Raw genomic sequence first — 15269 nt, 5'->3', positions numbered from 1 at the left:
CAAGAACAGAGGAAAGGGCAGGATATGGAAGCGGATTTCTGGCATACGCGGTGGCAACATGCGCAGATCGGGTTTCACGAAGGCGAGGTGAACCGGATGCTGGCGGCGCATTTGGGCGCCCTGTCCATTGCGCCGGGATCACGGGTATTTCTGCCGCTTTGTGGCAAAACCCGCGATATTGCCTGGCTTTTGTCGAAGGGATACCGCGTTGTCGGCGCCGAACTTAGCGAAATTGCGGTGCAACAGCTTTTTGACGAGCTGCCCCTCGTGCCCAAGGTCACGCAGGCAGGTCCGTTAAAACGATATGCCGCCGAGGGCATTGATATCTTCGTCGGCGATATCTTTGATCTGACGGCCAAAGTACTTGGGCCCGTTGATGCCGTGTTCGACCGCGCCGCCCTGGTTGCTCTGCCCGGCGAAATGCGTGGTCGCTATACCGATCATATCGCAACGATCACCAAACGCGCGCCCCAGCTCCTTGTGACCTTTGAGTACGATCAATCGGTCATGAATGGCCCGCCGTTTTCCCTTACGGAATCCGAGGTACGGGATCGCTACGGTGCATCTTACGACATCACGCTTTTGGCCGATGCAGAGGTCCAGGGCGGGCTGAAAGGGGTTTGCCCCGCGCAGGAAAAGGCCCTGCGTCTTATGCCGACTTAGACCGTTTCACGCTTAATCAGAGCCTTGTAAAGCCCTTGAATGCGGGTCGTCATCGGCCCTTGCGCACCGTCGCCAATCACCCGGCCATCAATCTCGCCCACGGGGGTTTGCGCCCCAAAAGTACCGGTCAAAAATGCCTCATCAGCTCCATAGGTATCGACCAGAGAAAAATTCCGCTCGTAAACCGGAATGTCATTGCCGCGGCATAGGTCAATAACCTTTTGCCGGGTGATGCCATTCATGCAGTAATCCCCGGTGCTCGTCCAAACCGCGCCCTTGCGAATGATGAAAAAGTTACAGGCGTTGGTCGTGTTCACAAAACCATGCTGATCAAGCATGAGCGCCTCATCGGCCCCTGCTTTTTCCGCCGCGATGCAGGCGAGGATACAATTCAGCTTGGAATGCGAATTCAACTTGGGGTCCTGCGTCATCGGCAGCCCGCGAATATGCGGCACGGTCGCAAGGCGGATCGGTCGGGCAATCTTGGGCTTGGAATGCTCCATGATTATGGTCACGGTCGGCCCCTGACGGCTTAGCGACGGATGCTGAAACGGTCGGACCTTCACGCCGCGCGTCACCATAAGACGGGCATGCGCATCGCTGGTCATGTCATTGGCCGATTGTGTGTCAATTATGGCCTGAAATACCTTTTTTCGGGTCATGCCAATATCAAGGTCAATCGCTTTTGCCGCCTCGAAAAGCCGATCCAGATGCTCATCCGCAAAGGCCCATGTCCCGTTATAAAGCCGAAGCCCCTCCCACACGCCATCGCCAAGCATGAAACCGCTGTCATAAACGCTGACAAGCGCCTCTGCCTTCGGTACAATCCGACCGTTCAGCCAGATCTTGATCTGCTCGTTGCGCGCGTCTTCTTCTGCCTGATGTGTGGTCTGGTGCTCGATCATCATATCCCCCGTTTTCGGCAAGCCTAGTGAGCCACCCACACCATGCCAAGGGCGAATTATTGCTCAACTGCGCGTGACCTCACGGGGACGTATCTTGGTGTGATCGTTCATTTGGTGCAGGATCACGATATCAAAGGAGGGCAGGCCCATGATATTGCAAAAACGAGAAATAAAGGCAGCCGTGCTCGCATTGCTGATCGCGGTCGGCTTGTGCGTTCACGCCAGCCAGGCTAAGGCGGGCGAGCCCCAAGATCTGGTTGTTGCTGGCGGATGTTTCTGGTGCGTCGAGGCTGATTTTGAAAAAGTTTCGGGCGTCATCGGCGCCGTATCGGGCTTTACCGGCGGAACAAGCGAAAATCCGACCTACAAAGAGGTGACCAAGGGCGATACCGGGCATTTTGAAGCCGTAAAAATTACCTTCGACCCCGAAAAGGTGACACGCGCGGCGCTGTTGCACCTGTTTTTCCGCTCGGTCGATCCAACCGACGCGGGAGGGCAGTTTTGTGACCGAGGTGAAAGCTATCGCACGGCGATTTTCGTCTCTGATTCAGCGGAAAAGCAAATTGCCGAGGCGGCAAAGTCAGCCGCAGAAAAGGCCTTGTCCCAAAAGGTTGTGACGCCGGTTCTTCCGTTTGAAACCTTCTATCCCGCCGATAGCAGCCATCAGGATTATTACAAAGGAAGCGCCCTGGTCATCACACGGTTTGGGCCGCGCACCAAGGCAAAAGCCTACAAACTATACCGCGAAGCCTGCGGTCGCGACACTCGCGTACGCGCGCTATGGGGGAATGACGCACCCTTTGCCGGACAGTCCTAGGCAAGAAAGGCGGCAGTTTCGGCGCCTGTCGGGATCGCCTCGGCAGTGCCCGGCCTTTGCACCTGAAGCGCCGCCGCCGCCGAGGCCCGCCTGAGCGCCGCGCTCGGCACGAGGCCCTGCGCAAGCGACGCCACCAGATAGCCCGTGAAGGTGTCGCCCGCACCTGTGGTATCGACCGGCGTGACCGGAAAGGCCGGGCATAAGATAACCTCGCCCGATGCACGATCCCGCCACTCGGCACCATTGGCGCCACGGGTGATCAAAAGCTGCGGCACATCAATCTCGCCTATCGCCTGTTCAAGCTGGCGCGCCTCGACTTCGTTCAGCATCAAAAGCGTCACAAAGGGCAATATTTCACGCACAGCATTGGCATCAAAAGGCGCGGCGGAATAGGCAAGGTTCAATCCACCGACCTGCGCCAGACGCGCGGTTTCGATCTGCAAATTCGTTTCATTCTGCATCATGAGCCAGTCACCCGGCGACGCCGCGCCCAGCGCTGATGTCACATCAGAAACCTCAAGGGCGCGATTGGCCCCTGGGTAAATGACGATTGCATTCTCACCGGCATCATCGACGCAAACCACCGCATGCCCCGAGGGCGTGTCGGACCGTGCAACATGCCCAACTTCGACACCGTATCCCTCAAGCAGATCGACCATCCAATCGCCATCAGGCCCGATAGCCCCGATATGACAAACCCGTTCCCCAGCCCGCGCAGCGGCAACCGATTGATTGGCCCCCTTTCCGCCAAGCGTACGACAATAGCTCACCGCAGCAAGCGTTTCGCCGGGGGCAGGCAAATGAGGCAGGCGATAAATATGGTCCGCATTGATCGAGCCAAGGTTAAAGATCATTCTCATCCTCTGTTTCATCTTTCCCCAAATACTCACATCCCAACGCCTGCCAGAGCCGCCAAACCTAACCCACTTTACAGGCCGCCAGAACCGCCATGTTCAGAATATCATTCGACGAACAAATCTGGATCGCCTGATCTACACCCGACAATATCGGCCCGATCACCGTCGCCGCGGCCATTTCCTGCATCAGCTTGACAGAAATTAACGCCGAATGACGCGCCGACACCACAAGAATATTCGCAGGCCCGTTCAGAGCGCGGATAGCCGAATGTCGAAAGCTGACAAAGGCAACGCGTGGCTTAGGTCCAAGGTGACGCGCCACACCGGCGGCGCGCCTGGCGATATTGGCAAGATCCTCTTCATCCGGCCATTCGTGCACAAGCGTATCCAAGATCAGAGCGATCCGCCCTTTATGCAAGAGTGCCGTTACCCCGGCCCCGCCATGATCGGCATCGGCATCAAAAACATGGTTGATCAGTTCAAGCACATGCGCCGATTTGCGTGTGGCGCCAGTCACAAGGTCATCACCATGCCCATGCGCAAGCATCAGGGCCGAGAGCACATGTCGATCACGGGCGGCAAGACAGGCAATCCCGGCCGCGCCAGCGCCGTTAAGCACGATCCGACCATCCTCGATCTTCTTGCCAGAGATGTGCAGAGCATTGATAAGGCCCGCAGCATAAATCACGGCGCTGCCATGCTGATCATCGTGAAAGACCGGAATATCCATCACTTCTTTAAGCTGCTGCTCGATAATGAAACATTCGGGCGCTTTGATATCTTCAAGGGTGATGCCGCCAAACGTCTGCCCTATCAATGTCACCCTGAATAGCGGTGGAATGCGGCTGCCTCAACTGAAACGCGGTTTTGGCTTTCGCGGGCGGTCGGGGATTTGTAAGGTCACGCCAAGCAAAAGGGGGCCCCCGTGACCGCACAACCATCGACCGTCACGCCGATGATGGCGCAATATCTTGAGATCAAGGCGCAGTACCCAGAGGCGCTTTTGTTTTATCGGATGGGTGATTTTTACGAATTGTTCTTCGATGATGCGGCGGCGGCGGCCGAGGCGCTTGATATTGCCCTTACCAAACGCGGCAAGCATCTGGGCGAGGATATCGCCATGTGCGGCGTGCCGGTTCATTCCGCCGAGGGCTATCTTTTGACGTTGATCCGCAAAGGGTTTCGCGTGGCCGTCTGTGAACAGATGGAAGACCCCGCCGAGGCCAGGAAACGCGGCTCGAAATCCGTGGTCCATCGTGCCGTCGTGCGCCTTGTCACCCCCGGCACCCTGACCGAGGAAAGCCTGCTTGAGGCGCGGCGTCACAATTACCTTGCGGCTTTTGCTCAGGTACGCGGCGACTGTGCGCTGGCGTGGGTCGATATCTCGACCGGGGCGTTTCACGTGATGCCCCTGACAGCGGCGCGGCTTGGCCCCGAACTCGCGCGGCTCGCCCCGCGCGAGGTGGTGATCGCCGACGGTGATGAGGCCGATTTAGGTGAAATAGTCGCTGAATCTGGCGCGTCCCTTACCCCGCTGGGGCGCTCCGCCTTTGATAGTGCCGGCGGTGAAAAGCGGCTTTGCGCGTTGTTTGGCGTCACCACGCTAGAGGCCTTTGGTAAGTTTTCACGGCCAGAGATTGCCGCCATGGGGGCCATCGTCGAATGGCTTGAGATCACGCAAAAAGGAAACCTCCCGCTGTTGCGCACCCCGGTGCGCGAGCAACATGAACGCGCGATGCAGATCGACGCCGCCACCCGGCGTAATCTTGAGCTGACGCAGGCGCTTGGCGGGGGCAGGGCCGGCTCGCTTTTGGCCACGATTGATCGCACGGTAACGGCCGGCGGCGGGCGTCTGTTAGAGCGCCGCCTGTCAAGCCCGAGCCGGGTTTTGGATGTGGTTCAAGACCGGTTGGCTTCTGTCGGTTTTGCGGTGGATCAGTCTCGGTTAGCCGCCGATTTACGCGAGGCCCTGCGCAGGGTGCCCGACCTTGATCGCGCTCTCTCGCGGCTTGGGCTTGATCGCGGCGGGCCGCGTGATCTGGCGGCCGTTCGCAACGGGCTTGAACAGGGCGAAGAGGTCGCAAAGCTTTTTGGCGATGCCGACCTTCCGCCGCTTCTCGCCAGTGCCGCGAAGGGTCTGACCGGCCACGACGCCTTGCTTGATCTTTTGGATCAGGCGCTTGTGGCCGAACCACCGCTTTTGGCGCGGGATGGCGGGTTCATCGCGCCCGGCTATGACACCGACCTTGATGAAGCGCGTCAACTTCGCGATGAAGGCCGGGGCGTGATCGCGGCGATGCAGGGCGAATATACCGCCCTGACCGGCATTCAGTCGCTGAAGATCAAGCACAACAACGTTCTCGGGTATTTCGTCGAGGTCACCTCGACCCATGCCGATAAAATGCTGGCGCCACCGTTGAACGAGACGTTCAAACACCGCCAGACCACCGCCAATCAGGTTCGGTTCACCACCGTGCCACTCAGCGACATGGAAACCAAGATCCTGAACGCAGGCGGGCGAGCGCTTGAAATTGAAAAGCGGCTCTATGACGCCCTGAAATTCGCAATTCTTGAACAATCCGGCGCCATCGCGCAGGTTGCACGTGGGCTTGCCGAGATTGATCTCTCGACCGCCCTCGCCGATCTTGCGGTGCAGGAGAACTGGTGCAAACCCATCGTCGACACCAGCCGCGCGCTTAACATCAAGGGCGGGCGGCATCCGGTGGTCGAACGCGCGCTGCGCGCCCAAAGCGGCGCGCCGTTCATTGCTAATGACTGTGACCTGGGCAGCGAAAACGATATCTGGCTTTTGACCGGGCCAAACATGGCCGGTAAATCGACCTTCCTTCGGCAAAACGCCCTGATTGCGCTTTTGGCGCAGATGGGAAGCTATGTGCCCGCCAAATCCGCCCATATCGGCCTTGTCAGCCAGCTTTTCAGCCGCGTTGGTGCCTCTGACGATCTGGCGCGCGGGCGGTCCACATTTATGGTTGAAATGGTCGAAACCGCCGCGATCCTCAATCAGGCGGATGATCATGCGCTTGTCATTCTTGATGAGATCGGGCGCGGCACGGCCACCTATGACGGGCTTAGCATCGCTTGGGCGACCCTTGAAAACCTGCATGACGTCAACGGCTGTCGTGCGTTGTTTGCCACGCATTATCACGAGCTGACCAATCTTAGCGACAAGCTCGATCGGGTTGAGAACGCCACCGTGACCGTGAAGGAACATGATGGCGATGTGATTTTCATGCACGAGGTCCGCCGTGGTGCCGCCGATCGCAGTTATGGCGTGCAGGTCGCGAAACTTGCCGGCCTGCCAGAGGCGGTCGTTGTGCGTGCACGTGTCGTGCTCGATGCGCTGGAAAAGGGCGAGCGCGAGGGTGGAAGCCGCCAAAAGGCGTTGATCGACGATCTTCCACTGTTTTCCGCAATGCCACCCGCACCTGTGCCCGTCAAGACCAGTGGGGCGTCACAGGTCGAGGCTCGCCTGGCAGATATCCTGCCGGACGCTCTTAGCCCGCGCGAGGCGCTGGACCTTATTTACGAACTCAAGAAACTGGCCAAGGATAAGGCGGGCTGACACCCGCCTTAGATGTTATGCGCCGCGGTTGGACGAAACGCCAACCTGCGCCGGGCGCAGAATACGGTCGTGCAGCATAAAGCCCTGACCAGACACCTGAATGATCTCGCCGGCCTTTGTGCCGGGCAGGGGGGCTTCGAACATGGCCTCGTGATGTTGCGGATCAAAGCGATCCCCGACTTGCGGATCGATCACGGTGATACCGTGCTTGGTGAACACGTTCAAAAGCTCGCGCAGCGTTAGCTCGATGCCTTCAAACACGGCGGCCGAGGCCTGACGCTGTTCATCGGTGAGGGTTTCAAGCGCGCGCTTGAGATTGTCATGTACCGGCAACATATCACGCGCCAGTTTTGATCCGCCGTAATTCTCGGCCTCGCGCCGGTCCTTTTCGGACCGCTTGCGTGCATTTTCGGCATCCGCCAGCGCACGCATGAACTTGTCCTGATACGCGTCACGCTCTGCGCGCAGGGTATCAAGCTCTAACTCTTCGTCTGAAATCTCTGCCTCGTTCTGTTCGTTCTCTTCGGCGGCAGCCTCTTCGATATCATCGAGAAAGCTTTCGTTGTTCGGTTCTGCCATTTTACACCTCTAACTCCGGTCCGAGATCAGTTTGCCAACCAGTTGCGCCGTGTAATCGACAATTGGCACAATCCGCCCATAGTTCAGGCGCGTCGGGCCAATGACACCAACTGCGCCAATGATCTTACGGTCAGCGTTCATATATGGAGAGACCACCAAAGAGGAACCCGAAAGTGAAAAAAGTTTGTTCTCAGAACCAATAAAAATGCGCACACCTGCGCCTTCGTCGGCCAGTTCGAGGAATTCGGCGATATCACGCTTGCGTTCGAGGTCATCAAACAGGGTGCGAATGCGCTCAAGGTCAACTTCCTCGGCGCCTGAATTCAAAAGATTCGCCCGCCCCCGGACGATCAGGCGCTCGTAAGCGTCGCCTTCGCCTTCCCACACCGCAAGGCCACTTTCGACCATGGCGTGAGAAAGCTGATCAATCTCCTGGCGTCGCGCCGCGATCTGTTTGGCGATCACGGTCTGAAGATCCGACAGGGTTTTACCCTCGATCAAGGAATTCAGAAAGTTCGCCGCCTCGCGCATCGAGCTTGGGGTTTGGCCGGGCGGCGGATTGAAAATACGGTTTTCAACATGCCCGTCGGAAAACACCAGAACCACAAGCGCGCGGTCATGGCCGAGGCTAACGAATTCGATATGCTTGATCGGGGCCTCGTGTTTCGGCGTCAAAACAAGGGACGCGCCCCGCGTCACCCCCGAAAGCGCAGAGCCGATGCGATCAAGTATGCCGCCAACGTCCTGTGAATTCGTGGCGACGGTGTCGTCGATCATCTTACGGTCGGTTGCCTCAAGATCGCCCACCTCGAGCAGGCCATCCACAAACATCCGCAAGCCTTCCTGCGTTGGCACGCGCCCGGCGCTGATGTGGGGGCTGCCCAAAAGGCCGAGGTATTCCAGATCCTGCATCACGTTGCGGATCGTTGCCGCACTTACCTTTTCGCTAAAGTCTCGCGTGAGGGTGCGCGACCCCACAGGATCACCATTGGCGAGATAGCTTTCGACCACGCGGCGAAACACTTCGCGCGAGCGGTCGTTCATCTGATCAAGGGCCTGTCTTGGGGTATTCATCTAACTGGGTTTCCTCATAGGTCTGCCATTAAAGACGGGTTGCGCCAAAGGTCAATCGGGGTTGCCATTGCAGGCGCTTCACCTGTATCCCCCGCCCAACAGCGAAAGGGAAACATCATGCGACCGTCTGGTAGAGATTTAAGCGAAATGCGGCCAGTTTCAATCGAAACCGGGGTTTTGAAGCACGCCGAGGGCTCTTGCCTGATCAAAATAGGTGATACCCATGTTCTGTGCACCGCCACGATCGAAGATCGCGTGCCGCCCTTTATCAAAGGCAGCGGCCTTGGTTGGGTTACCGCCGAATACGGCATGCTTCCCCGTTCGACCAATAGCCGGATGCGCCGCGAGGCGACGGCGGGCAAACAAGGCGGCCGTACCGTCGAAATTCAGCGCCTGATTGGCCGCTCTTTGCGCGCCGGAGTTGATCGTGTCGCCCTTGGCGAGCGCCAGATCACCGTCGATTGCGATGTCATCCAGGCCGATGGCGGCACGCGTTGCGCCTCGATCACCGGCGGATGGGTTGCCCTTCGCCTTGCTGTGCAAAAACTGATGAAGGTCGGCGATGTCGTCAGCGATCCCCTGATTGATCCGGTCGCCGCTGTATCCTGTGGCATCTACGCGGGCCAGCCGGTGCTTGATCTTGATTACCCCGAGGATAGCGATGCCGGCGTTGACGGCAATTTCATCATGACAGGCACCAAAAAGCTGATCGAGGTGCAAATGAGCGCCGAAGGCTCTACCTATAGCCGCGACCAGATGAACACTCTACTTGATCTGGCAGAGAAGGGCGTTAACGAACTCGTCGCCAAACAGCTTGAGGCGACAGGTGCGTAAGTTTACCGGCGATATCCTGTTGGTGGCCACGCACAACGCGGGCAAGCTTGAAGAGATCGCCAATCTGCTTGCCCCTTACGGTGTCCGCGTTGTGGGCGCCGCCGAACTGGGGCTTGCCGAACCAGACGAAACCGAGACCACCTTTGTCGGCAATGCGCGCATCAAGGCGCATGCGGCGGCAAAGGCAACCGGTCTGCCTGCATTGTCCGATGACAGCGGAATCGAAATCGACGCGCTGAACGGCGCGCCCGGCGTTTATACCGCCGATTGGGCCGAAACAGAGACTGGTCGTGATTTTGTCATGGCGATGACTAAGACCCATGACAAGCTTGTTCAAAGCGGCGCTGCACAGCCCTGGACCGGGCGGTTTTGCTGTACTTTGGTACTTGCATGGCCCGACGGCCATGACGAGGTTTTCGCGGGCACCGTCGAAGGATGGGTCGTTTGGCCAATGCGCGGCGATCAAGGGCATGGCTATGACCCGATCTTTCAGCCGGTCGGCTATAAGATTACCTTTGGCGAAATGGATCGCTGGGAAAAAAACCGCATCAGCCATCGCGCCGATGCGTTCAACAAATTGGTAAAGGGCTGTTTTGGCTGAAGATTGGCAAGCAGGGGGTTTTGGCCTTTATATACATTGGCCGTTTTGTCAGGCCAAATGCCCCTATTGCGACTTCAACAGCCATGTTGCGCGTGAGATTGACCAATCTCGCTGGCTGCGGGCGTATCTTTCGGAAATTGACCGCTATGGCGAAATGCTCTCTGGTCGTGTGCTTAACAGCGTCTTTTTCGGCGGCGGCACGCCAAGCCTGATGAACCCCGAAGTTGTCGCGGCGATCCTCGACCGTGTGCGTCGCACATGGCCTGCCGCCAATGATCTTGAGGTGACGCTGGAGGCCAATCCCGGATCTGTCGAAGCGGGCAAGTTTCGCGCCTTTGCGCAGGGCGGCGTTTCACGTATCTCTATGGGTGTTCAGGCCCTGAATGATCGTGATCTAAAACGGCTTGGCCGAATTCATTCGGCCAAAGAGGCACAGCAAGCATTTGATATTGCGAGACAAACCTTTGAAAGAGTGAGCTTTGATCTCATTTACGCCCGCCAGGATCAAACGCTTGATGACTGGCGCTCGGAGCTGCGCGAAGCGCTTGGCATGGCGATTGATCACCTTTCACTCTATCAGTTGACAATCGAACAAGGCACCGCCTTTGGTGATCGTTATGCGGCCGGCCGCCTTCGGGGCCTGCCCGAAGATGACCTGGCCGCAGACATGTACCACGCCACGCAAGACATATGCGATGCGGCCGGTCTTGGCGTCTACGAGGTATCCAATCACGCCAAACCGGGATCAGAATCCCGCCACAACATGATCTACTGGCGTTATGGCGATTATGTGGGCATCGGGCCGGGCGCGCACGGCCGGATCACCCGCGACAGACAGCGTTTTGCCACCGAGGCCTTCTCATCCCCCGAACGTTGGTTAACATCGGTCGAAAAAGGCAATGCCGAAAAGCGCGCAATACCACTTAGCCAGCAGGATCAGGCAGCTGAATACCTTTTGATGGGGTTGCGGATCACCGATGGGATTGACGCCGACCGCTTTGCCGCCTTGTCGGGCGTACCGCTAAACCCCGAAACCGTTGCCCACTTGCAAGAGATAGGCATGGTCGAAACCGGGGGAACCGCTCTGCGCGCAACTCGGCAGGGTCGCGCGGTTCTGAACGCTGTTATTCGTGATCTTTTGCCGGAATAGTGACTGTTAGCTGCTGAGAAGCCCGCAGAGCCGATCCAATTGATCGAGCGAGTCATAACTAATGGTGATCTGCCCGTTTTCCTCGCCGGCGGTATGGTTGATTGCCACCTTCATACCAAGATTTGCAGAAAGATCGCCCTCGAGCGCCTTGGTATCGGCGTCTTTTTCCGGCGCTTTGCGGGGCTTAACCGTCGCTCCGCCCTCGTTGAAAATATTGCCGATACCAGCCTTAACGAGCTTTTCCGTTTCCCGCACCGAAAGGTTCTTTTGGATCACCTGACGCGCGAGGGCGGCGGGATCATCCGCTGTGATCAAGGCACGCGCGTGACCCGATGACAGTTTTCCTTCGCGCACGTATCCCAAAACCTCTTCGGGCAGATTGAGCAAGCGCACACTGTTTGCAATGTGGCTGCGGCTTTTACCCAACACCTCGGCCAGCTTTTCCTGGGTATGGCCAAATTTGTGCATAAGCTGATTATATCCGGTCGCTTCTTCTACCGGATTTAGATCGGCACGCTGGATGTTTTCGATAATTGCAACTTCCAACACCTCGGTGTCGTTGAACTCGCGGATAAGGACCGGGATTTCATGAAGTTTCGCCATCTGCGCAGCTCGCCAGCGACGTTCGCCCGCAACGATTTCATATTCTCCCTCACGGCGCGGGTTCGGCCGCACGATCAGCGGCTGAATGACCCCCTTTTCCGCGATGGAGTTGGCAAGATCCTGCAAAAGGTCCTGATCGAAGCTGCGACGCGGCTGATCAGGGTTTGGATGAACCTTCTCGACCGGAACCATAAGATCAGGGCGTTTTGCACCACCCGCTGCAGATCCGCGAGCGTCATCACCGACATCCGCCATGAGGGCCGAAAGTCCGCGCCCAAGGCCACGCTGCTGAGTTTTCTTGCTGGCCATATCTTTTGTCCCTTTCAGTTCAGGCGGCGACGCGCGCGTTGTTTTGCATCAATTCCTGCGCAAGATCGCGATAGGCCTGCGCTCCCTTTGAGTGGGAATCATAGCTGAGTACGGACACCGCATAGGATGGCGCCTCGCTGACCCGTACATTCCGCGGAATTCTTGTTTGAAACACCAAATCCCCAAGGTTTTCCCGTGCATCCTGTTCAACCTGAGACGAAAGGTTGTTGCGGGCATCAAACATCGTCAACACAACCCCCTCGATCCGAAGGTTTGCATTGGCCGTCTGGCGGACCTCGCGGATGGTCAACATCAGCTGAGACAAGCCTTCAAGCGCAAAAAATTCGCTCTGCAGAGGCACCAGGACCGAATGCGCCGCGACCATCGCGTTCACCGTCAAAAGGTTAAGCGACGGCGGGCAATCAATCAGCACATAATCAAGCGCATAGGCGTCAATCGCATGCTGTCGGAGTGCGTCATGCAAAAGAAAGCTCCGCTTTTCATTCGAAATAAGCTCGATATCTGCCGACGAGAGATCAACCGTCGCCGGAATGATCATGAGGTTTTCATCCGCCGTCTTTTGAATCACTTCGCCAAGGCTGATTTCATCCAGCAAAAAGTCATATGTTGTATATTCGCGCGCATCGACCCCTATTCCTAGTCCTGTCGAGGCGTTTCCCTGTGGGTCAAGATCAACAATCAGAACGCGCGCACCAGCCTCAGCCAGGGCCGCACCAAGGTTGATTGTGGTTGTGGTTTTTCCGACGCCGCCCTTTTGATTGGCAATCGCGATGATCTTTGGTCCGCGTGGGCGGGTTGGATCAGGCACGGGCAACTCCTGTTATCTTCATAATGACGGGACCGGATTCTGTTTCACTTTTAACAAGCTGGTAATCAAAATTCCACTTAGATTGCGCATCCGGCAACTCTTTTTCCCAGTTCGCACCCTTTGGAAAAATGGCCGTTCCCGTCGTTGCCAAGTGGCGGTCTGCGAAAGACAAAAGCAGCTCCAAGCTCCCAAGCGCCCGAGCCGACAGAATATCGGCCTCCAAATCGGGTAGGGCTTCGATCCGCTCATTCATAACAGTTGCACTAACTCCGGTTTCGCGAATGACCGTTCGAAGAAAGGCGCACTTACGAGCATCACTTTCGACAAGAGTGGTCTTCTGTGGTGAACCTTGATCCGCGGCCATTATGGCAATCACAAGCCCAGGAAAGCCGCCGCCTGATCCAAGGTCAACCCAATGCTCTATGGGGTGGGGCGCAAGCGCGTAGATCTGGGCGGAATCGATGATATGGCGCGACCAAAGGTCATCCATCGTACTTTTTGAAACAAGATTTATCTTTGGATTCCATTTTCGCAGCAAATCTGCATAGGTTTCCAACCTTGCTTTTGTTTCACGTGAAACATCCGACGACGCGCTCACGCGGATTGACCCCGGCGCTCGTTCCGCAATCTTGCAAGGATAAGCGTGAGGGCAACAGGAGTCATTCCATCAATCCGAGCTGCCTGAGCGAGGTTTTCCGGTCGAGAAGCCGTCAATTTTGATTTTAGCTCGTTGGATAGCCCATCTATATTCGCAAAAGAAAAACCGGTTGGAATCACATGAGCTTCGTCCCGTTTCATCATTTCGACATCGCGATTTTGACGTTCGATATAATTTGAATAAAGTGCATCCTTTTCGAGCTGCGCACGACTTTCCGGATCAATGTCCGATAAACTATCATCAAGGCGCAAAATATCCGCAAAAGTCACGTCGGGATAGGCAAGTATCGCAAACGCACTCCGTCTCGCGCCATCTTGAGAAATTTTGAGCCCTGCCTCTGAAAGCTCTCTGGGCGTAAAACTCTTGCTCTCGAGAATTGCACGGCCACCGGTAAGGCGTGCCAATTTATTCTCAAAAACGGCTTTTCGATTGTCCCCAACGCATCCAAGTGAAAGACCCATTGGCGTTAGCCGTTGATCTGCGTTATCCGCGCGTAAAGACAGGCGAAATTCGGCACGCGACGTGAACATACGATAGGGCTCGCTTACGCCCCGCGTCGTCAGATCATCAATCATAACACCAATATAGCTATTTGTGCGGCTGAAAATTGCGGGCTCTTTCCCAAGAACGGAAAGTGCGGCGTTGATCCCGGCAACAAGCCCCTGCGCAGCAGCCTCCTCATAGCCAGTTGTGCCGTTGATCTGACCCGCAAGGTAAAGTCCCGGCACATCCTTGACAGCCAGGGTACTATCCAGCGCACGAGGATCGACATAATCGTATTCGATTGCATAACCGGGTTGCAGAATTTCGGCGTTTTCCAATCCGGCGATCGAACGCACGTAATCAACCTGCGCATCCTCAGGCAAAGACGTTGAAATCCCGTTTGGATACACGACATCATCCGAAAGGCTTTCAGGCTCCAAAAATATCTGGTGCGACGTCTTATCGGCAAATCGAACGATCTTATCCTCGATTGAAGGGCAATATCGCGGCCCAATACCGTCAATGTGACCACCATACATGGCAGAACGGCTGAGGTTTTCTCGGATGATATCGTGGGTTTTCTCGTTAGTATACGTAATACCGCAGGAAACCTGCCGTGCGGAAGGGAGCCTCGACAGGAACGAAAACATCACGGGATCATCGTCACCCGGCTGTGCTTCGAGAGTGTCCCAGGCGATCGTCTTGCCATTAAGACGCGGGGGTGTCCCTGTTTTCAGCCGACCGAGGGGAAGATTAAATGAACCGATCCGCTCTGCCAGCTTGACCGAAGGGCGATCTCCCATTCTCCCGCCTGGACGAGACACATCGCCAATATGGATCACTCCTCGCAAGAATGTCCCGGTGGTCAAAACGACTGCGCCCGCGGTAATTTCGCTTCCATCGTCCAACACGACACCGCTGACACGACCATCCTTTAGGATAAAGTCTGAGGCTTCGCCTTGGATAACTGTAAGGTTCGGTTGCGCGGAAATCTCAGCCTGCATTTCCTCGCGGTAAATCTTGCGGTCTGCTTGCGCGCGGGGGCCCTGAACAGCGGGGCCTTTGCGCCGATTCAAAAGGCGAAACTGAATGCCGGCCTTATCCGCAACTCGGCCCATGACACCATCAAGTGCATCAATTTCACGAACAAGATGACCCTTCCCGAGACCTCCTATCGCCGGATTGCACGACATCACCCCAATACTTTCGCGGGTCAGTGTAACAAGTGCGGTACGCGCGCCCATGCGTGCCGCACCATGCGCAGCATCCGCCCCGGCGTGACCGCCGCCGATTACAATGACGTTAAAATGTTTCACGTGAAACA

The 15269-nt window shown here is 56.8% G+C and carries 14 protein-coding genes and 1 pseudogene; 6 read left to right on the top strand and 9 right to left on the bottom strand.

Going from position 1 to position 15269, the window contains the following annotated elements:
• Positions 1-24: 24 nt before the first annotated feature.
• A complete protein-coding gene (gene tmpT / locus BUB78_RS06770; RefSeq protein WP_073196612.1) occupies positions 25-663 on the top strand; it encodes a thiopurine S-methyltransferase in 639 nt (212 codons plus the stop codon).
• Here tmpT and BUB78_RS06765 read toward each other — a convergent pair.
• Positions 660-1568, bottom strand: a complete 909-nt coding sequence (locus tag BUB78_RS06765; protein ID WP_073196611.1) for a D-amino acid aminotransferase — start codon at positions 1566-1568, stop codon at positions 660-662. The genes tmpT and BUB78_RS06765 overlap by 4 nt on opposite strands.
• Positions 1569-1716: 148 nt before the next feature.
• On the opposite strand from BUB78_RS06765, the gene msrA reads away from it, so the two are divergent.
• The gene (msrA, locus tag BUB78_RS06760; RefSeq protein WP_073196400.1) at positions 1717-2385 is read left to right on the top strand and encodes a peptide-methionine (S)-S-oxide reductase MsrA; all 669 of its coding nucleotides are present in this window, start codon (positions 1717-1719) and stop codon (positions 2383-2385) included.
• Here the strand turns inward: msrA and BUB78_RS06755 are convergent.
• Positions 2382-3239, bottom strand: coding sequence for a ribokinase (locus BUB78_RS06755; RefSeq protein WP_073196399.1), 858 nt, complete (start codon positions 3237-3239; stop codon positions 2382-2384). The two genes, msrA and BUB78_RS06755, sit on opposite strands and share 4 nt — an antisense overlap.
• Before the next feature lie 64 nt (positions 3240-3303).
• Positions 3304-3867, bottom strand: a pseudogene (locus BUB78_RS06750) (phosphate acyltransferase); the annotation flags it as partial.
• Between the two features lie 330 nt (positions 3868-4197).
• Here BUB78_RS06750 and mutS point away from each other — a divergent pair.
• A complete protein-coding gene (gene mutS, locus BUB78_RS06745) occupies positions 4198-6825 on the top strand; it encodes a DNA mismatch repair protein MutS (RefSeq protein WP_073196609.1) in 2628 nt (875 codons plus the stop codon).
• Positions 6826-6840: 15 nt separating this feature from the next.
• Here mutS and BUB78_RS06740 read toward each other — a convergent pair whose 3' ends face one another.
• On the bottom strand, positions 6841-7404 hold the full coding sequence (locus tag BUB78_RS06740; RefSeq protein ID WP_073196397.1) for a nucleotide exchange factor GrpE: 564 nt from the start codon (positions 7402-7404) through the stop codon (positions 6841-6843).
• Between the two features lie 9 nt (positions 7405-7413).
• Complete coding sequence (gene hrcA, locus BUB78_RS06735; RefSeq protein WP_073196396.1) at positions 7414-8478, bottom strand: heat-inducible transcriptional repressor HrcA; 1065 nt, start codon at positions 8476-8478, stop codon at positions 7414-7416.
• Between the two features lie 117 nt (positions 8479-8595).
• Between hrcA and rph the strand changes: the two genes are divergently transcribed.
• From rph to hemW, 3 genes are read left to right on the top strand one after another with little or no spacing between them, the layout of a single operon-like run.
• The gene (rph, locus tag BUB78_RS06730; RefSeq protein WP_073196395.1) at positions 8596-9312 is read left to right on the top strand and encodes a ribonuclease PH; all 717 of its coding nucleotides are present in this window, start codon (positions 8596-8598) and stop codon (positions 9310-9312) included.
• The gene (gene rdgB, locus BUB78_RS06725) at positions 9305-9913 is read left to right on the top strand and encodes an RdgB/HAM1 family non-canonical purine NTP pyrophosphatase (RefSeq protein WP_073196394.1); all 609 of its coding nucleotides are present in this window, start codon (positions 9305-9307) and stop codon (positions 9911-9913) included. The genes rph and rdgB overlap by 8 nt, the downstream gene beginning before the upstream one ends.
• Positions 9906-11063 carry a radical SAM family heme chaperone HemW gene (hemW, locus tag BUB78_RS06720; RefSeq protein ID WP_073196393.1) on the top strand — a complete coding sequence of 386 codons (1158 nt, stop codon included), beginning with the start codon at positions 9906-9908 and terminating at the stop codon, positions 11061-11063. The genes rdgB and hemW overlap by 8 nt, the downstream gene beginning before the upstream one ends.
• Positions 11064-11069: 6 nt before the next feature.
• On the opposite strand, the gene BUB78_RS06715 is transcribed toward hemW, so the two are convergent.
• The 4 genes from BUB78_RS06715 to mnmG are packed head-to-tail and all read right to left on the bottom strand — an operon-like array spanning position 11070 to position 15261.
• Positions 11070-11975, bottom strand: a complete 906-nt coding sequence (locus BUB78_RS06715; RefSeq protein WP_073196392.1) for a ParB/RepB/Spo0J family partition protein — start codon at positions 11973-11975, stop codon at positions 11070-11072.
• Between the two features lie 19 nt (positions 11976-11994).
• Complete coding sequence (locus BUB78_RS06710; protein WP_073196605.1) at positions 11995-12804, bottom strand: ParA family protein; 810 nt, start codon at positions 12802-12804, stop codon at positions 11995-11997.
• Positions 12797-13408, bottom strand: coding sequence for a 16S rRNA (guanine(527)-N(7))-methyltransferase RsmG (rsmG, locus tag BUB78_RS06705; protein ID WP_425442148.1), 612 nt, complete (start codon positions 13406-13408; stop codon positions 12797-12799). The genes BUB78_RS06710 and rsmG overlap by 8 nt, the downstream gene beginning before the upstream one ends.
• The gene (mnmG, locus tag BUB78_RS06700) at positions 13399-15261 is read right to left on the bottom strand and encodes a tRNA uridine-5-carboxymethylaminomethyl(34) synthesis enzyme MnmG (protein ID WP_073196607.1); all 1863 of its coding nucleotides are present in this window, start codon (positions 15259-15261) and stop codon (positions 13399-13401) included. The genes rsmG and mnmG overlap by 10 nt, the downstream gene beginning before the upstream one ends.
• Between the last annotated feature and the right edge of the window lie 8 nt (positions 15262-15269).

Source organism: Roseovarius marisflavi, from assembly GCF_900142625.1.
In the GTDB taxonomy this organism is placed as follows: Bacteria; Pseudomonadota; Alphaproteobacteria; order Rhodobacterales; family Rhodobacteraceae; genus Roseovarius; species Roseovarius marisflavi.
This window is presented reverse-complemented; position numbering and strand designations above follow the sequence as displayed.